Source organism: Drouetiella sp. (assembly GCF_059504425.1).
The window spans coordinates 34,470-51,959 of the sequence record NZ_JCACIN010000022.1 but is presented as its reverse complement, the minus strand read 5'-3'; the positions used below and the strand labels follow the sequence as shown (position 1 = coordinate 51,959).

At 51.0% G+C, this 17,490-nt stretch carries 22 protein-coding genes; 16 read left to right on the top strand and 6 right to left on the bottom strand.

The window, feature by feature from the left end; all coding sequences use genetic code 11:
* Positions 1 to 261 precede the first annotated feature (261 nt).
* The 12 genes from AC5JMP_RS04915 (at position 262) to AC5JMP_RS04860 (ending at position 8,545) form a co-directional block, all read left to right on the top strand.
* Entirely contained in the window at positions 262 to 804 is a 543-nt protein-coding gene (locus AC5JMP_RS04915; protein ID WP_495850318.1) for a DUF2808 domain-containing protein, read from the top strand.
* A gap of 165 nt (positions 805 to 969) precedes the next feature.
* The gene (gene rpmH, locus AC5JMP_RS04910) at positions 970 to 1,113 is read left to right on the top strand and encodes a 50S ribosomal protein L34 (RefSeq protein WP_495850317.1); all 144 of its coding nucleotides are present in this window, start codon (positions 970 to 972) and stop codon (positions 1,111 to 1,113) included.
* A gap of 111 nt (positions 1,114 to 1,224) precedes the next feature.
* Positions 1,225 to 1,638: a ribonuclease P protein component gene (gene rnpA, locus AC5JMP_RS04905; protein ID WP_495850316.1), complete on the top strand. Its 414-nt coding sequence runs from the start codon at positions 1,225 to 1,227 to the stop codon at positions 1,636 to 1,638.
* Positions 1,628 to 2,023, top strand: coding sequence for a PH domain-containing protein (locus AC5JMP_RS04900; RefSeq protein WP_495850315.1), 396 nt, complete (start codon positions 1,628 to 1,630; stop codon positions 2,021 to 2,023). Before rnpA ends, AC5JMP_RS04900 begins: the two co-directional genes overlap by 11 nt.
* Positions 2,024 to 2,222: 199 nt before the next feature.
* Entirely contained in the window at positions 2,223 to 3,449 is a 1,227-nt protein-coding gene (gene yidC, locus AC5JMP_RS04895) for a membrane protein insertase YidC (protein WP_495850314.1), read from the top strand.
* An 8-nt stretch (positions 3,450 to 3,457) separates the two neighbouring features.
* Complete coding sequence (locus tag AC5JMP_RS04890; protein WP_495850313.1) at positions 3,458 to 3,946, top strand: Jag family protein; 489 nt, start codon at positions 3,458 to 3,460, stop codon at positions 3,944 to 3,946.
* Between the two features lie 46 nt (positions 3,947 to 3,992).
* Complete coding sequence (locus AC5JMP_RS04885) at positions 3,993 to 4,502, top strand: YceD family protein (protein WP_495850312.1); 510 nt, start codon at positions 3,993 to 3,995, stop codon at positions 4,500 to 4,502.
* Between the two features lie 22 nt (positions 4,503 to 4,524).
* Entirely contained in the window at positions 4,525 to 6,018 is a 1,494-nt protein-coding gene (locus tag AC5JMP_RS04880) for an AAA family ATPase (protein WP_495850311.1), read from the top strand.
* 101 nt (positions 6,019 to 6,119) lie between these two features.
* Complete coding sequence (locus tag AC5JMP_RS04875) at positions 6,120 to 6,548, top strand: SH3 domain-containing protein (protein WP_495850310.1); 429 nt, start codon at positions 6,120 to 6,122, stop codon at positions 6,546 to 6,548.
* 53 nt (positions 6,549 to 6,601) lie between these two features.
* Positions 6,602 to 6,925 (top strand): hypothetical protein, encoded by a 324-nt coding sequence (locus tag AC5JMP_RS04870; protein WP_495850343.1) that lies wholly within the window; start codon positions 6,602 to 6,604, stop codon positions 6,923 to 6,925.
* Between the two features lie 386 nt (positions 6,926 to 7,311).
* Positions 7,312 to 7,479: a hypothetical protein gene (locus tag AC5JMP_RS04865; RefSeq protein WP_495850309.1), complete on the top strand. Its 168-nt coding sequence runs from the start codon at positions 7,312 to 7,314 to the stop codon at positions 7,477 to 7,479.
* Positions 7,457 to 8,545, top strand: a complete 1,089-nt coding sequence (locus AC5JMP_RS04860; RefSeq protein ID WP_495850308.1) for a peptidoglycan-binding protein — start codon at positions 7,457 to 7,459, stop codon at positions 8,543 to 8,545. The genes AC5JMP_RS04865 and AC5JMP_RS04860 overlap by 23 nt, the downstream gene beginning before the upstream one ends.
* Before the next feature lie 32 nt (positions 8,546 to 8,577).
* Here AC5JMP_RS04860 and AC5JMP_RS04855 read toward each other — a convergent pair whose 3' ends face one another.
* The 5 genes from AC5JMP_RS04855 to cobO all read right to left on the bottom strand — a co-directional run bounded on the left by AC5JMP_RS04855 (position 8,578) and on the right by cobO (position 12,961).
* Positions 8,578 to 9,312, bottom strand: coding sequence for a hypothetical protein (locus tag AC5JMP_RS04855; protein ID WP_495850307.1), 735 nt, complete (start codon positions 9,310 to 9,312; stop codon positions 8,578 to 8,580).
* Between the two features lie 31 nt (positions 9,313 to 9,343).
* Entirely contained in the window at positions 9,344 to 10,717 is a 1,374-nt protein-coding gene (locus tag AC5JMP_RS04850) for a CRTAC1 family protein (protein ID WP_495850306.1), read from the bottom strand.
* Positions 10,718 to 10,913: 196 nt separating this feature from the next.
* Positions 10,914 to 11,363: an NUDIX domain-containing protein gene (locus AC5JMP_RS04845; protein ID WP_495850305.1), complete on the bottom strand. Its 450-nt coding sequence runs from the start codon at positions 11,361 to 11,363 to the stop codon at positions 10,914 to 10,916.
* 64 nt (positions 11,364 to 11,427) lie between these two features.
* Positions 11,428 to 12,183, bottom strand: coding sequence for a pyridoxine 5'-phosphate synthase (locus AC5JMP_RS04840; RefSeq protein WP_495850304.1), 756 nt, complete (start codon positions 12,181 to 12,183; stop codon positions 11,428 to 11,430).
* Positions 12,184 to 12,289: 106 nt separating this feature from the next.
* Positions 12,290 to 12,961 carry a cob(I)yrinic acid a,c-diamide adenosyltransferase gene (gene cobO / locus AC5JMP_RS04835; RefSeq protein WP_495850303.1) on the bottom strand — a complete coding sequence of 224 codons (672 nt, stop codon included), beginning with the start codon at positions 12,959 to 12,961 and terminating at the stop codon, positions 12,290 to 12,292.
* Positions 12,962 to 13,090: 129 nt separating this feature from the next.
* On the opposite strand from cobO, the gene AC5JMP_RS04830 reads away from it, so the two are divergent.
* The 3 genes from AC5JMP_RS04830 to AC5JMP_RS04820 all read left to right on the top strand — a co-directional run bounded on the left by AC5JMP_RS04830 (position 13,091) and on the right by AC5JMP_RS04820 (position 15,115).
* On the top strand, positions 13,091 to 13,966 hold the full coding sequence (locus tag AC5JMP_RS04830; RefSeq protein WP_495850302.1) for an ABC transporter ATP-binding protein: 876 nt from the start codon (positions 13,091 to 13,093) through the stop codon (positions 13,964 to 13,966).
* A 190-nt stretch (positions 13,967 to 14,156) separates the two neighbouring features.
* Positions 14,157 to 14,636, top strand: coding sequence for an SMC-Scp complex subunit ScpB (gene scpB, locus AC5JMP_RS04825; RefSeq protein ID WP_495850341.1), 480 nt, complete (start codon positions 14,157 to 14,159; stop codon positions 14,634 to 14,636).
* Positions 14,637 to 14,746: 110 nt separating this feature from the next.
* Positions 14,747 to 15,115, top strand: a complete 369-nt coding sequence (locus AC5JMP_RS04820) for a DUF760 domain-containing protein (RefSeq protein WP_495850301.1) — start codon at positions 14,747 to 14,749, stop codon at positions 15,113 to 15,115.
* 4 nt (positions 15,116 to 15,119) lie between these two features.
* Here the strand turns inward: AC5JMP_RS04820 and AC5JMP_RS04815 are convergent, their stop codons facing one another.
* Positions 15,120 to 16,325 (bottom strand): HhoA/HhoB/HtrA family serine endopeptidase, encoded by a 1,206-nt coding sequence (locus AC5JMP_RS04815; RefSeq protein WP_495850300.1) that lies wholly within the window; start codon positions 16,323 to 16,325, stop codon positions 15,120 to 15,122.
* A gap of 311 nt (positions 16,326 to 16,636) precedes the next feature.
* Between AC5JMP_RS04815 and AC5JMP_RS04810 the strand changes: the two genes are divergently transcribed.
* Entirely contained in the window at positions 16,637 to 17,488 is an 852-nt protein-coding gene (locus AC5JMP_RS04810) for a LysM peptidoglycan-binding domain-containing M23 family metallopeptidase (protein ID WP_495850299.1), read from the top strand.
* Positions 17,489 to 17,490 lie beyond the last annotated feature (2 nt).

Below are 17,490 nucleotides of genomic sequence, written 5' to 3'. Positions count from 1 at the left end.
GTGACATTCTGATGCAAAGCACGAGACTGACCCAATAGCATTTCCACCGCCCTCGGAAAATTAGTAAGCTCTATAATGATTGTCCAAGTTTTAGCCAACCTCAAAACCTCCTTTTAGGAAGCTAAGGCACTTTACTCATCAGATCTACGTCAGTCTAGAATCATATCTGGAATCTTGTAAGGGCAAGTGATTCTGTAAGCCGCTAGCATCACCAAGCTTTCAAAATCTAAAATCCAAAATCTAAAATCCAAAACCGTTCCTATGTTGCATAAGAAATCCTCAAGGCTTCGCCTAGTTTCCATTTTGGCTGTGACAGCTTGCCTCGTGACAGGTCTAGCCGCAGTGACACAGGCACAGGGCACCCCAGGTCTCACCATTTTTAGCGGAGTTCGGAGCGAAAACCAGTTAGGCTACAAGCTAGACTACGAAGGAAAGCTGGGCGCACGCGATCGCTACCATCTCCGTATCCCTTCTCGCAAGATGGAATTTGCGGTTTCGCGGCTGGTGATCAACTATCCCGATACCTACGAAGGCACCTTTGATCCCGAAGCGGTACGAGTTGAGGTGGCTGGCGATAGGGTGGCGCTAGAAGATGTGTCGTGGGATCGGGAAAACCGGGCGATCGATATCTATCCTCAAGAACCAATTCCAGCAGGTAAGCGGGTAGAGGTTGTGTTGTCTAACGTCTACAACCCTACTCGGCTCGGTACGCACTATTTCAATGCGTCCATTCAGTCTCCTGGCGATCTGCCTTTGACCCGCTACGTGGGCACTTGGATCATCAACATTGGTAGCGATAACTAAGCCCACATCCCGCGCCAGCTATCCCCTACTTTTTTTTGAGAAGTTTAGAAATTGCTCGATTTGCAGTCGAGCAATTTCTAGGATAAAAGGACAGCGGTTGCAGCTTCAGAGTGCTAATATGATGGACTGTGAGTTTTTAACTTTTGGTAATGGAGCAGGGCACTCATGACTAAGCGCACCCTAGAAGGAACAAGCCGTAAGCGGAGAAGAAAGTCTGGCTTTAGAGCGCGGATGCGGACTGCCACAGGCAGACGAGTAATTAGGGCACGTCGGAGCAGAGGTCGGGTACGGTTATCAGTTTCTCAATAGTTTTGGTCTAGTAGCCCCAGTCATGTACAGTTACCCAACTCACCCATCTCCCTGTAGGCTCCATGTTGTGCACTACCCAGGTTATGGGCGCTTTCGCGTGGGTCGCTGACAGTGGCTCTGCCCAAGCCCCACAGGCTGCGAAAACGACAGGACTTTAACGCAATCTATAAATCTGGGCTGCGTCGCTCAACGGCACACCTGACTTTAAGAGCGTTGCGGCGAACCGACCTCAATCCCGTAGTGACTTCTGATCAGGCGATCGATTTAGATGGCTATAGCTTAACTCAGGGCTACCCAACTCAGTTGGGCATCTCAGTCAGCCAAAAGGTTAGTAAAAGAGCAGTGGTGAGAAACCTTATTAAGCGAAGGTTGCGAGTCGCCTTTTTTTCTCTGTTACCCCAAATGTCGTCGGGCTGGCAGGTTGTCATTGTCGTAAAGCCAGGTGCGGCTGAGTGCGATTACGGGCAATTTCTGCAAGAATTAAAACAGTTGTTGATCAAGGCTGAGGTGATGAATGGCAGTTAATGAAGAGGTGTACTACGAGGGTGGTCCTCATTGGGGCGATTTAATCACTAATATCTTGCTAGGGTTCACGGTCATTTGCCTGCCTCTCACCTTTGGGGCAATCGCCCGTGCTGTTTGGTTGCGCTATCGCATTACCGATCGCCGTCTTTCTGTCATTGGTGGATGGATGGGACGTGAGCGTTCAGACATCATCTACTCCGAAATTGCTAAGGTGGTCACTGTGCCACGCGGGCTGGGCGCTTGGGGCGATATGGTGATTACCTTAAAGGACGGTAGCCGTCTGGAGCTGAGAGCAATGCCCCGATTTCGAGAGGTCTACACCTTTATCACCAGCAAGATTTCGACCAAGGCACAGGATGCCAGTGGAGCGATCGGCACTAAATAGGTGCTGAATAAGCCTGGGATGGTAATTAGTGCTGAGATAGCAAGTGATCAGTGCTGAGATAGCAAGTGTTGAGATATAAGCGCTGAGTAGACCATAAATTGGGTAACCGCATTCAATCGGCGGGTATTCACTACACAGTTTTCTAGGTTGGATAAGTTAGATTTAGACAGACGCTCAGAGACGCAGGTAGACACAACGCATGGATTTTGGTGTCGGTTTTCTCTCAAATAATGTAATGCTGCCAATCCTAGATTTCTTCTATGGGATTGTGCCTAGCTATGGTTTGGCGATCGTTGCCTTAACGCTCGTGGTTCGTTTCGCAGTTTATCCCCTCAGCGCTGGCTCTATCCGAAACATGCGACGGATGAAGGTGACTCAGCCGCTGATGCAAAAGCGAGTAAAGGAAATCCAGGAGCAGTATAAGAGCGACCCTGCCAAGCAGCAGGAGGAAATGAGTAAGGTTTACAAGGAATTTGGCAATCCCTTAGCGGGCTGTCTTCCTGTCGTTGCTCAAATGCCGATTTTGTTTGCGCTCTTCGCCACACTGCGCGGTTCGCCATTCTCTGACATTCCCTACAACATTAATCTGCAAGTCTTGCCACGTGAACAGATTGAGCAAGTGCAGCCTCAAGCCTTTGCCACCAATCCGCAAAATGTCTATGTTGCAGATGGCGTTCACGTCCCAGTTGCTGCGATTCTTCCGGGAGGTAATCGCCTTACCGTAGGTGAGAAAACCAGCGTCGAGTTTCAGACCACAGAAGGGAAGCCGCTGAGCCAGCTTCTGGCTGAGTATCCTGATACCGAGATCAAGCCATTCTGGAGCGTTACAAAGGGCGCAGATCTGGTTAAGCTGGACGCAGCCGGAAACCTGGAGGCTCTCAGCCCAGGCGATGTAACACTTCAGGGCAAAGTTCCAGGTCTTGCTGCCAACAAAGGATTCTTGTTCATCAAAGCCCTAGGGCGCGTGGGAGCAATGGATCAGGAAACGGGCAAAATCAACTGGGATGTCTTGTCCATGATTCTGTTCTTCGGCATTAGTTTGTACGTCAGTCAACAGCTCTCAGGACAGGGTTCCGCTAGCGGCGATAATCCTCAGCAAGCCACGGTCAACAAGCTAACTCCCGTGATTTTCTCTGGTATGTTCCTGTTCTTTCCGCTGCCTGCTGGCGTGCTGATGTATATGGTGATTGCCAACATTTTTCAGACGTTGCAGACCTACATTCTATCTAGAGAGCCGCTGCCTGAAAATCTCCAAAAGATTGTCGCTGAGCAGGAGAAGAAAGCCTCTACTGAAAAAGCGGGTGAAACCATAAGGGCGGCTCTTCCTTTTGAACCCGTATCGAAGAAAGAACTGGAAGAGGGTAGCAAAGAGGAAAGCGCTAAAGAAACAAAGAAGAGTTCGGGTCGCACAAAGAAGAAAAGCTGAGGTGAGCAATGAATGAAGCCTTGGTTCAACGGGGTAAGCAGTGGCTAGAGGATTTGATGCAGCTCATGAGTCTGCCGACGCAGGTAGATGTTCATGACAGGGTGGAAGCTGAAGGTAGCTATTGGCTGACGATCAGCGACACATCGTTCACCCCTGAGCAAACGCAGTCCATTATTGGCAAAGATGGTGCTGTTCTTGATGCTATTCAGTATCTCGCTAACACCACGCTGAATTTAGGTCAGGCTGAAGGTTCTCAGCAAGCCTACACGATTGAGCTAGCTGGCTACCGTGTGCGCCGACAGGCAGAGCTTCAGGCGATCGCTGACCAGGCTGCTCAACAGGTTCGTGAAACAGGCAATGAGTATGAAATGAAGGCGCTCTCTGCCGCAGAGCGTCGTCAGGTACATACCTATCTGAAAACCTTTGGGGACTTGGAAACTGAGAGCCGAGGACGAGAACCCGATCGCCGTTTGGTCGTACGATTAGCCCTCAGCTAGGAGCTTACGCCCACCGGATTTTTTTAGAAACGAGAGAACACCTGTTATGGAAGCGATCCACATTCCACAATTGGTCAGAGCGCCAGAGCAAACTGAAGCGATCGAGGTACAGACCTATCTGCCAGATCTTAAAACTCTGACGCTTGTGCAGGGAATGATGGAGGTGGCGCATCGAGGTAACTATCTGGAAGTTTCGGCACAGGCTGAAACGATCATGACCCTAACCTGCGATCGCTGTCTGCAACAATACAATCAGCGCATTAAGGTTGAGGTTTCTGAGCTGATTTGGCTGCAAGAATCCCCAGAGGAAGCGATCGAGGAAGATGTGGAGCGAGAAATTGCCTACGAAGACTTGGTAGAGAGTTTGCATCCTCAGGGTCACTTTCACCCAGACGAGTGGCTTTATCAGCAGTTTTGTCTAGAAATTCCTCAGAGACAGCTTTGCAGTCAGGACTGCCAGGGGATTTTGACGGGCGAGTCCAGTTCGCCCGCTAACAATCCACCCGTCGATCGGCGTTGGGCTTCCCTAGAAGCCTTTAAGGATCAATTGCTGTAGGTTTCCTTCATGAGCTGCTTTCATGGGCTTCAACGAAGATTTTGAGTTATTGCTGCGCGCCCGCTATCCGATCATTTATATCCCGACCCAAGAAGAAGAGCGGGTAGAGACGGCGATCGCGCATTCTGCAAAACGGCAGGGGAACCGGAGCCTTTATATCTGGGATTTTGTGGATGGCTATCAAGGCAATCCCAATGACGCGAACTTTGGACGACGCAATCCACTACAGGCGCTAGAGTTTGTGGAAAAGCTGCCTGCAAGCGTTGCTGCGATTTTTATCCTGCGGGACTTTCATCGATTTCTTGAAGACGTTGCCGTTGCCCGTAAGCTCAGAAATTTATCGCGTTTGCTTCAGGCTCAGCCTAAGAATATTGTGATTCTTTCGCCACAGATCAACGTTCCAGACGACCTGGGTGAAGTGTTGACGGTGCTAGAGTTTCCGCTGCCCCACCTACCTGAAATTCGAGCTGAGCTAGAACGGCTACTGTCTGCCCTGGGGCAAAGTCTGGAGCCACGAGTGCTGGATGAAGTTGTTCGCTCTTGCCAAGGTCTGTCGATGGAGCGAATTCGGCGAGTTCTGGCAAAGGCGATCGCCACTCACGGCAACCTTCAGCCCGAAGATGTAGAGCTGATTTTGGAAGAGAAGCGCCAAACGATTCGCCAGACCCAGATCCTCGACTTCTATCCGGCTACCGAAAAGATCTCAGATATCGGCGGTTTGGACAATCTCAAAGACTGGCTGCTGCGCCGGGGCGGCGCGTTTTCCGAACGCGCCCGCCAGTATGGGCTACCCCATCCGCGTGGACTGCTGCTTGTAGGTATTCAGGGCACAGGCAAGTCTCTGACGGCAAAGGCGATCGCCCATCACTGGCATTTGCCGCTGTTAAGGCTAGATGTAGGTCGCCTGTTTGCAGGTTTGGTGGGTGAATCTGAGTCTCGAACGCGCCAAATGATCCAGCTTGCCGAGGCGTTAGCGCCCTGCATTCTGTGGATCGATGAAATTGATAAAGCCTTTGCCGGATTTGACAGCAGGGGAGATTCGGGCACCACTAGCCGCGTTTTTGGCACATTCATTACCTGGCTTGCTGAAAAATCCTCTCCGGTCTTTGTCGTGGCGACTGCCAATAATATCCAGGCTTTGCCGCCAGAAATGCTGAGACGCGGTCGGTTCGACGAAATTTTCTTTGTGAATTTGCCCACCCAGGAAGAGCGGCGAGCGATTTTTGCGGTGCATCTGTCACGGCTGCGTCCGCATAACCTCAACGTTTACAATCTCGATCGTCTGGCCTACGAAACGCCTGATTTTTCAGGAGCTGAGATTGAGCAAATTCTGGTGGAGGCGATGCATATTGGCTTTAGCCAAAATCGAGACTTCACAACTGAGGATATCTTGGAAGCCGCTAGCCAAATGATTCCGTTAGCCAAAACCGCTCAAGATCAGATTCGACTTTTGCAAGATTGGGCAACCAATGGCAGAGTGCGGTTAGCTTCTCGGCAAAGCGGCTTAGGTAATTAGATTTGGCTCTGACGAATCTAGACGAATCTAGACGAATCTAACTGTCTGGACTTACCATCAACCCTTAGAATAGAGCGTCATCACTTTTTCGGCGGACTGCTATGAGTTTGTCTGGAATTAGCAAGTTCATCCTTGGTTTATTATTGGCGATCGCTCTCCTAGCGATGGCTGGCTATGGCGCAACACGCTATGTCTTAACGCAACTTGCCACCCCTCCCGTTAGACCTGTTTTTCCCAACGATCCTTCTCCGACTCCCGGTGCCCCACCTAAGTCCTCGCCCAGCCCCAGCCCTAGCCCTAGCCCAACTCCAATCTCTGTTGCTGAAGGTTATCTGGCTCGCGTCACGCAGCCGATCGGCCTAATCTTGCGCCAAGAGCCGAGTGGCGATGCAGCACAAGTAGGCGGCGTTGACTTTAACCAAGAACTCACGGTTTTGGAAGAAGCACCTGATGGAGCATGGCAACGTGTTCGCCTTGCCGATGGCACGGAGGGATGGATTAAGGGCAGCAACACAGAAAAGGTGAATTAGAGAAGCGATCGAGCAGCCTGCGGATCGTTGGCTATTAGGAGCGTCAGGAAAGCGTGTCAGGAGAGCCGTTATTAAGAAAGTTAAGCGAATCTAAACCTTGGTTACAAGATCCAGGATTTGCATTCAGGGATACATTGATGGATGGTAGGTTGATCAAAATCACATGGTTTAGGTCACACGTTTCAATCTACCTTAGAATAAAAATGTACGATAAGAATTCAAAGAAGGATTGGCTAGGTTCAGCTGTAACGGCAGCATTGGGAGCGGGCATTGTCACAACTTTTGCTATTAGCCAAGGTCAGCATCCTTTAATGGCATTTGGAATTACAGGCTTTGCAGTGGCAGCAACGCTGTTATTTGATCACTTCATGCCTTAGCCAATGGATGCTTTAGCCAATGGATGCTTTAGCCAGTGAATGCCTTAGCCAATGGATAGCTTAGAAGCCCTGTTCTCTAAGCTCTGTCTTTATCAATATCTTCAAACTGCCAGTCCTTGATTCTCTTCAAGGACTGGCAGTTTGCTTAATGAGCAGCTAATGAGCAATTTTGCTGAGTTGCACCTGGCCTAATGCCACCCGACTCAATTTATTGCATTAGGCTAAATCCACTGCGCCAAAAAGATAGAAATCGCCTAAGATTATTGCCTAAACGTAGGCGATCGCCCAGCAACCCTAAACCGCTATAGGTGACATAATATATAGTTCTTTATAGAGGTCTGACTCTATGGGTGGTCATCTCTGAGCCAGGTTGATTTAAGGAGAACATGCAATATGAAACTTTATTCCTCTACTTCCCGATGGTTAAGCTCGTCGCTGCTGCACCTGCGATCGAGACTTGGGTGGAGATTAGCTTTGATGCTTTTAGCAACAGCGGCGGGTTTGGGTGCATCACCTGCCATGGCGCAGTCAATGTCCGCAGTGCAAATGAATGATAGCGGACAAGCCGTAACAGACCTTCAGCAGCGGCTCACGGATTTAGGCTATTACAACGGCGAGATTACGGGATTCTATGGCTCTCTGACTCAGGAGGCGGTAATGCGCTTTCAGCAAGATATGGGGCTAGCGGCGGATGGAGTGGTGGGTAGCGCTACTGTAACGGCGCTATACAGTCCGTCTGGCTCATCTGCTCAAGATCCTTCTACACCCCGATCGCTCGTGCGCCGAGGAGATAGCGGCTCACAGATTTCAGAACTGCAAAAGCGCTTGGCGGAGTTGGGATACTATAACGCCTCTATCTCCGGCACGTTTGATCAAATCACTGAAGATGCCGTAACCCGCTTTCAGCGCGACAATGGTTTACCTGCGGATGGCATTGTGGGAGCTGCAACCGAAACAGCGCTACGTCAGCCAGCTGGACAATCTTTTCAAACTACTAACCCCGCCCCTAGCCCAACTGTCTTTAACTCACCGACGAACTCAGCTTCAAATCCAACTGTCTCTAATCTGCTGCGGTTAGGTAGTACGGGTGCTAGTGTCTCCGAGCTACAAACCCGACTGACCACTCTAGGGCTTTATCAGGGTGCGATTACAGGCAACTATGATGCCCAAACTCAGGCTGCTGTTGTTGCCCTTCAGCGATCGCGTGGTCTTGTGCCAGATGGTATTGCTGGCCCCCAAGTTACTGCTGCACTAGGTTTGCCTAGTGTACCTGGCGGAAATAGCACTAGCGGCAGCATCAGCGGTAGCCCTACGCAGTCTTGGCAAGAAATTCAGCAGGCAAGGACTGAAGCACAGCAAGCTAGAATCCTGGCGGAGGAGGCAAAACGAGAGGCGGAGCAGGCGCGTCTAGAGGCTGAGCAGTCCCGCCTAGTGCTGACTCAAAATCTTCAGGAAGGGCGCTATAGTGTTGCCGAATTGCAGCGCTATCTGCGATCGAATGGCTACAATCCAGGCGACATCAACGGATCGCTAACTCCAGAAACTCGGAGTGCTATTACAGAAGCACAGCAACGCTACGGACTAAGCGATACCGATCTATTTGGAAACATATTGCCCTAGAGATCTGTCAATTTCTGCTGGTAAAACTACCCTCATACGACTCTCCCAAGCAGCCATCCTGCTCCTACCCCTGCATATGAGATTGCTAACAAAGTCAGGGTCGTTTGCTGGAGATTCCATCTCTGAAGCAGCGATCGCTTAGCAGGGGGAATAGTGGCGAAGATGCTGGCAACCCACGCTAGGCAAAAAGCAGCGCTCAGGTCTGCAACCGTGTAAAACCATGCGCTTTGGTACAGAAAAGAGAGTGCGCCTTGCAGGCTGGCGCCTTCCAATGAAATCCTTGCCCATCTGAGGGTGGATTCAGCAGTAAGCACCCATTCTGGTGTCGTCTGCCAGCTAGTCAGCTTCAAAGCCCACAGGTTTGCGATGCCAACCGAGGGAAGCCAGAGCCAATCTGCCACACCGCTGACTCCTGCACGAACAATCCAATCCCCGATTCCTGCCATAAGCATCAAGTAGAAAACAGTAGAGAGCGTTACACCTCCTGGCAAATAATCGTGGGAGAGCCTAGTCAGCCAAACCAGTGCCAGCATATTAAGCAGCAACATGCCGATCGCCAAGATCATTAATGGCATCATCGCCAGGAAAAACACGAGGGATAGAGTTCCTCCTGTGGTTTTTCCTGATGAATGATCTGTGTTTAAATCCGCTGTTGCTGTAATCAGGACGATCGCACTTCCCCATACCCACCACGGAACGGCAAATACGCCGAGCAGTAGCCCTACAGAAAGTTGCAGCAGAAATGTGCCGATCAGTCGTGTCGTCACGATCGCCAATGATTTGCGTGCTTTCTAGACATTATGCCTCTGAGATGGGGTAGCTAACTTGAATCAACTGATTGGCGGCTGGAGCGGTTAATCGGGTCGTCTTGCCGTCAAGCCACCGAACTTCCACAAAGTCAATCTGTGTCTCTTTGCCCAAACCAAAGTGCGCAACAGGCTCCATTTGACAGAGATAGCCACTCCCCGCGTCGATCGCCCGCATTTGCCGCCTGCCTGCTGCCGTGAGGGTAACGATCGCCCCTCTTGCTGGAGCACCTTGGGCAGTCAGGGGCAGAATTCGCAGCCAAGAATTTGTGTTGGCAGTCGTGTGGTAGAGCGATAGCGGCTGGGCACCCGACTCGCCGTGAGCAATCACTAGCTCTAATCTGCCGTCGCCATCGAAATCACCAATTGCTGCCCCTGTGCCTAGTCCACGCGGCTCTAGCGCATCGCCCATTTCTAGTGCCACCCATTTACCCTCGCGCCAGCCAAACAGGCGGTTGGGTTGTCCAATGTTGTTAAAAAACAGCTCCTCATAGCCGTCATTGTCAAAATCTGCGGCAATAACGGTGCGGATGCGAGAGGGCATTGCCATGGATTGGGAGGCGATATCCCTGAACTTACCCGGCTCCTGCTGAATAAATAGCCGATGCGCGCCTTCCCAATTGCCATAAACCAGGTCAAAGCGTCCGTCGCCGTTAGCATCTAAGATCGCAATGCCTCGACCATGCTCATAGGGATCGCTGATATGGGCGATCGCCGCAATATCCATAAAGGTGCCATCTCCCTGATTGCGAAACAGGAAGTTAGAGCCGTTTTCATTCGCCATAAAAATATCCATGCGCTCAGAAACCAGGGGCAGTGAGACAATCCCTCGCCCGCTCGCAACCTTTGCCAACCCCGCCGCAACAGCCACATCGGCGATCATGTTATCAGCGTTTAGCTCATACAGCCGAATGGCTCCGCCATAGTTGGCAACTAGACAGCCATATTTTCCGGTGCCGTGGCGGTCGATCCAGGCAACCGATCGCCCTGCCGTTAGGTTAAGGGCATCCTGATTTTGGGGTAGGGAAAATAGGTCGTGCCAGCCGCCCTCTTGCCAATCGAATAGGCGATCGCCAAATTGCTTGCGCCCGCCAAATGTATCTGTGTTGAGGACATAGATTTCTTCGCGTCCGTCGCCGTCTAAATCGCCTGCCGCCACCCCGATCGCCTGCCGTCCAAAATCGGCTAGTACGGAGTCTGCGACATCTGCGAAGCCTGCACCTTGCCACTTTAAAACCAAATTTTGCCCACCAAATCCAGCAACAAACAGCTCAAATGCACCATCACCATCGATATCTGTAACGGCAATACCGTATCTGAGCTGTGCAGGGTTATCTGTCAAGAGAACGCTTTTGTCAGTGAACATGGGATTTTCAGACGATTTTTAGAGTAAACATACGGCGCAATGTTTTACAGCTAGTTTTGGGAGTAGTGGTATTTAGGTAGGGATGTTTTGTTGCATGGGCAAAGCCCATGCAACAAAACATCCCTACCCTTTGAGGACTACCGTTTTGTGAGGGGCAATGCAATGCTCTTCACAAAACTAGCTGTAAAACCTAAGCTTAAGGGTCAACCAAACCCGCCGCCAGCAAAGCTTTCCAGGTGCGCGTGGTGCAGGTTTCGGCAGTTAGTTCACCGATCGCCAGCCATTGAATTCCTCGCTCTCCGACTTCCGGCTCCTCACTGCTCAGCACCGCAGAGCGATCGGGCACTGAGCATCGGTAGATCAGGTTGAGCAGATGCGAGGTTTTACCCGTTTCTTTTGGAAAAAACGTCTCAGCGATCGTCAAAACCCCCTCAACCTGAAAGTCAATGAGTCCTGTTTCTTCGCGCACTTCACGGGTCAAGCCTTCCATCAAGCTCTCCCAAGGCTCCAGTCCGCCCCCTGGCAAATCCCAGAGGTCGGCTTCTGGGAGGCTAGTTTGGTGAATCAAGAGCACGTCGCCAGCATCGAGGATCAGACCCAAGACGCTGACTCTCAGCTTGAAATCGGATTTAGAGTCGGGCTGCATAGGTGGATCGCATAGATTGACCTCTCTAGATATAAGTTGTATGGATTAGGTTGACTTTCAAAGATTAGGAGGACAGGATTTCCAAGTAAGCTTTGACCGTGCTGAATAGCCCAATTTCTAGCGCTTCTGCCATCAGCGCGTGACCGATCGACACTTCTAAGATGCCCGGAATAGTGCAAAACTTCGCTAGATTTTGTAAGTTCAGATCATGTCCAGCATTGACCCCTAGCCCTGCGCTCTGAGCCGCTTCAGCCGCGATCGCATACTGTGCCAGTACATCTCGCCCTTCTCGATAGGCGGCAGCATAAGGTTCAGTGTATAGCTCAACGCGATCGGCTCCGATGACCTTAACCTCTGCCATCGGCTCTGGAAAGGCATCCATAAACAGGCTTACCCGAATGCCTAAATCCTTGAGCTGCTCAATAATGGGGATGAGCCGAAGGCGATCGCTCGACAAGTCCCAGCCGTGATCAGAGGTAAAAGCTTCTGGAGAGTCAGGCACGAGCGTACACTGCGTCGGTCGGACTGCGCTCACCAAGTCCATGAACTTTGCCTCAAAGGGATTCCCTTCGATGTTATATTCAGCAGCCGGATATTCTGCTTTCAGCATGACTGCCAGCTCATAAACGTCCGCAGGTTTGATATGGCGCTGGTCAGGGCGAGGATGTACTGTTACGCCATAGGCTCCAGCATTGAGAACCGTTCGGGCAGCATCTAGGACACTGGGGATACCTATATTTCGGGAGTTTCTCAGCAGCGCAACTCGGTTTAAATTGACGCTGAGATGCGTAGAAGAATGCGTCGGAGAGGAATAGGTCATGAACTCAAGGCTTGCTTTATTTGAATTTGGAAGGGTTGAATTAGAAGTTGAATTGAGAAGATTTTGGGACTGATCCCCATTTACTTTATCAATATTCAATCCCCGATCAATATTCAATCCCTGCTTGGGCTTTGATGCCTTGCTCTCGAAAGGGGTGCTTGACTAAAGTCATTTCTGTAACTAAATCGGCGCGATCGATCAGCTCAGTCGGCGCGCCCCGACCCGTCAAAATGATGTGGGAATCTTCAGGCTTTTGCGCCAGCCCTTTCAAGACATCTTCCACCTGTAAGTAGCCCAACTTCAGGGCAATATTGACTTCGTCAAGCAGCACCAGCTTAAATTCAGGATTGATGATGAAGCTGAGGGCAGTTTCCCAGGCAAGCTGAGCTTTTTGAATATCCCGCTCCCGATCTTGAGTTTCCCAAGTGAAGCCTTCGCCCATGGCGTGAAATTCAAGCTGATCTTCCCAAAAGCTAAACGCCTTTTTTTCAGCAGGTTCCCAGCCGCCTTTGATAAACTGGACGATCGCCACCCGGTAGCCATGCCCTAGCGATCGCAGCACCATGCCCAGGGCGGCGGTGGTTTTGCCTTTGCCGTTGCCCGTATGGACAATGATTAGCCCTTTTTCTTGGGTGCGATCGGCCAAACGCTTTTCTTGGACTTCCTTACGGCGCTCCATTTTGCGGCGATACTGATCTTCGGTGAGCGTTGGCACAGTCGCTTCCCGGTCAAGGCGATCGGCTTCCTGATCAGCAGGGGTGGAGTGAGTGAGATCCATAAAAGTTACCCTTTGGACACATTTGACCCTTTCAGCATGACTTATTCAGCGGAAGAACCCAAGCAAGCTGGTATAACTTGAAGTTGATGCTACTTGAGTTTTCTTGCCATTTAAGTTTTAGAGCGCCCTATGATCCCTGCGGTTTGTATTCAAAGTGTTCACAAGGTTTACAACAACACTGCCGTTGTCAACGATCTAACTCTCGTGATTCAACCGGGCGAAATTTTCGGGCTGCTAGGACCAAATGGCGCTGGCAAATCTACCACCATTCGGATGTTAACTACGCTGACGCAGCCTACCCAAGGGCAAGTGGTTGTAGCAGGCTATGACGTGGTTAAGCAGCCGTTTCGCGTCAAGCAGCAAATTGGCGTAGTGCTTCAGCAAACCAGCGTGGATCTGGATCTGTCCGTATGGGAGAACATGGAATTTCATGGACGAATGCACCACATTCCCGATGCCGATCGCCAGAAGGAGATTGACCGCTGGCTGGACTATGTGGAATTGGGCGATCGCCGCAAAGAGCTAGTCAAAACTCTGTCGGGCGGCATGAAGCGGCGGCTGCAAATTGCCAGAGCGCTGCTGCATCAGCCGCAAATTCTATTCTTAGACGAACCTACCGTCGGGCTTGACCCTCAAACTCGCCGCCGTCTCTGGGAAATCATCAAAGGCTTAAATCAGCAGGGCATGACGATTGTGCTGACGACTCACTACATGGAAGAGGTGGAATATCTCTGCGATCGCATTGGCATTATGGACAGCGGCAAATTGATTGCGTTAGGCACGCTGCAAGAGCTGCGCCAGAGCCATGGTGAAGGTCTGGTGATGAAACAGAAGGGCGATTCTCTACAAGACGGGCAAGCCGAACGCTGGGACTATCAATTTTTCCCAACCATGGCAGATGCTAAAGCCTATCTCGATCAGCAGCCTGACAAAACGGGTATGATGACCCGCCCTTCTAATTTAGAAGACATCTTTGTGGATTTGACGGGCAGAAATCTAGACTAGATCGGGATTAAATCTGGATTCAGTTCAGGAAGTAGCAGCCATTTGTGAGAACTGGGCTATACTCTCTCTCTATTCGCCTGTATTTGTATCCGCTTGTATTTGTATCCGCCTGTATTTGCCTAGTCTATCTAGTCGCCTAAGCTGAATAAATTCTATGCCGATCGCCAGTCCTCCCCTTTTGTCTTTTGCAATGTCGTCGTTAGCCTGCAAAATTGAAGCTATTTTATACCTCAAGGCTCAGCCATTGACGATCGGCAAGTTGGCAGAATACGCCGGATGCGATCGGCAAGCTCTTGAGGCAGGTCTGATTGAGCTGATGCAGGACTATGCCCATCGAGACAGCGCCCTCGAAGTAGTGGAAACTCCAGATGGCTACTGCCTTCAGCTGCGAGAAACCTTTCAAGACTTAGTGCAGACGCTGATTCCGGTAGATTTAGGCGTAGGCGCATTGCGAACCTTGGCGGCGATCGCCCTCAAAGGCTCCATAACGCAGACTGACCTAGTAGAGCTACGAGGATCGGGAGCTTACGATCACGTTAAAGAGCTGGTAGAGCTAGGCTTTATTCGTAAACGCCGCCAGCCAGAGGGGCGATCGTACTGGTTGCAAATTACCGATAAGTTTCACCAATATTTCCAGGTAGACAAGCTACCGCAGCCGTCAGACCCCTAGCCGTTTTTCTGGATACCCCCCCTGCCACCCAGGAAATACGGGTCACAGTAGAAGATATAAATGGCACAATGGGGTAAACTGACCGCAATTAGTGTAGGACTGTAGACTCTATGGCGTTTAACCCTGACAATTTGGATTTCTCCGGCAGTGAGGTCGAAGAAGGTCAGGTGAATCAATTGTTGAAATATCTCCAGCACCAATCTCCAGAAATTTTGGCAACGGTAGCAAAATCTGTGAGTCCTGAGATCAGACAAATTATTTCGCAAAATGTTCAAGGTTTAGTTGGCTTTCTGCCTTCAGAAGCGTTTAGCGTTCAGGTGACCACCGATCGAGAAAATCTTGCTAGCTTACTTGCATCGGCAATGATGACAGGCTATTTCTTACGACGGATGGAGCAACGCATGGAACTAGAATCCAGTGTTAGAGGTTCTTTTTCTTGGGGTGAGGATGAAGATAAATCTTCGTCTACAGAAGGGTGAGAACTTAGCCCACTTCTTCTATGGGAAAAGCGCTAGGTCTGACCTGAAAAATCAGAGATTCCCCTTGCCGCTGAACTTCCACAGCAAGCATTTCACCTACACGGCTATCCTCTACCTGATTTTGCACATCAGAAGCGCTCGTTACGACCGTTTCATTCACCTTGAGGATAATGTCCCCAGGACGCAGACCTGCGGCGGCGGCTGGGGCGCTAGGCATCACATCTACGACTAAAATGCCGCGTTCGACTGTCACCTTAAGCTTTGATGCCGGATCTTGATTAATCCGATCGCGCATTTCAGGGGTCAAATCCACCATCTGAATGCCCAAGTAGGGATGCGTCGCCTTTCCGGTGGCGAAAAGCTGCTGAGCAACGCGCTGTCCCGTTTCAATGGGAATGGCAAACCCTAACCCCTGGGCATTAGCTCGGATGGCAGTATTGATGCCAATCACCTCACCGCGATCGTTGAGCAACGGCCCGCCAGAGTTGCCTGGATTAATCGCAGCATCGGTTTGGATAAATCGGACGCGCCGATCGGGAATGCCCACCTGAGAGCTAGACCGACCCAGAGCGCTGATGATGCCTGCCGTAACGGTGTTGTCTAATCCTAAAGGGTTGCCAATGGCGATCGCCCACTGTCCCGGCAGCAAATCTTCAGAACGACCCAAAACAACGACGGGGAGGCTTGAAGCCTCAATTTTCACAGCCGCCACGTCAGTAATAGGGTCAACGCCCACTACTTTCCCTTCAAAAATTCGTCCATCTTTGAGCGTCACCGTCACGTTATCGCTGCCTTCGACAACATGAGCGTTTGTGATAATGTGTCCATCGACACTGGTGATAAATCCTGAACCCGTGCCCTGCTCAACACGTTCTTGAGGAGAGGGCGTTTCCTCCCCAAAAAACCGCTTGAATGGAGGGCTGCTAAAACCGTTTCCTCTATTAGAGACAGTTCTAGCAGAATCAATTCGCACAACGGCTGGTCCAACTTTATCAACAGCTGTGGCAATAAAATTGTGGTTAGCATGAGATTGTTGAAGAGGCGCGACGCGATACACCACTGGCGTATTCAGCGAGGTTGCCGCAGACTCATTGGCTGTCACGCTAGGATCAGAGTGCTTCAGGTAAGTATTGCCAACCCAGCCCACTCCTCCTCCAAGTGCCAGTAACCCTGCACAAATTGCGAGCTGCCTGAATACAAATAAACTCATTGTTTCTCTTTCGTCACGAAAGATGCGCAGTGTAAAGATAAGAGGCGTTGCTGATTTTTCGGAGAACTCATGGAACTTCTCATGTTCCCTCTCGGTCAGGAAGTTTTGAGGTCAGACTACTTTGCGGGTAGGTATACCATCACTCTAACCAAGTTTCTTACAGAATTGGAGGCACCACAAACAAACTTGAAGCTAAAGCTTGAGACGAAATTTAACGACTGCGATCGCCCTGAGACTTCAACTTTCTACTCCCCATGAAGCTGCCTCAACATTTTAAGCGTTCATATTTTAAGTCTTCATCACTCGGCTCTGTGGCTTTACTAGGTTTACTGGCTCTTCCCGTCTCTGCCCAATCTGCCAACGCGCCTGCCACAGGCTGTCCTCAACCCGCACTGTCTCGTCTGACCCGTCACCGAGTTGCTTCTGGGGAGACGATCGCCAGCATTGCCCAGCAGTACAACCTCATCCCGGCAACGCTGCTAGGGTTTAATCCCGACATCCGCAGCGGCAGTGCGCCCGTGGGCACAGAGCTGGTGATTCCGCCCTACAACGGCGTACGGGTGGATGTGCCCGCAGGTAGGAACTGGCGAGAGATTGCTAAATCCTACGGAGTTAGAGCCGATGTGCTGTTTGAGATTAACGGCTGTCAAGAAGCCCCTAGCGTCGTGTTTGTCCCTGGCGTGAACTGGTCGCCACCCGGTACTGCCCAGGCGACAGTTGCCAACGCCTTGAGCCGATCGCCTTTACCCGGTACGGCAGCTATCTTGCGAAACTACGGCTGGCAGTTGGATGCTTCTAGCAAAGTCGTGTTTAACAGCGGCGTGGATCTGGAAGCCGCCGCCGGGACAAATGTCCTGAGCGCAGGAGCCGGAACGGTTGCCTTTGCCGGAACGCAGGACGAGTACGGCAAAATGGTGGTGATTAACCACAGCCAAGGGCTGCAAACCCGATACGCCCAGCTTGGCGAGATTTCAGTTCAGGTGGGACAGCAGGTGCAGACGGGCGATCGCATTGGTAAGGTTAGCGCTGCTAGCGATGCTCCTGGCGGTTCTACAGGTGGGCTGCACTTTGAAGTGCGGTCTAACTCTAGCCTCGGCTGGGTTGCCCAAGATCCAGGGAACTACATCCCGGCACTGAAGCGAAGCGATCGCGGCACAAGGTAAAT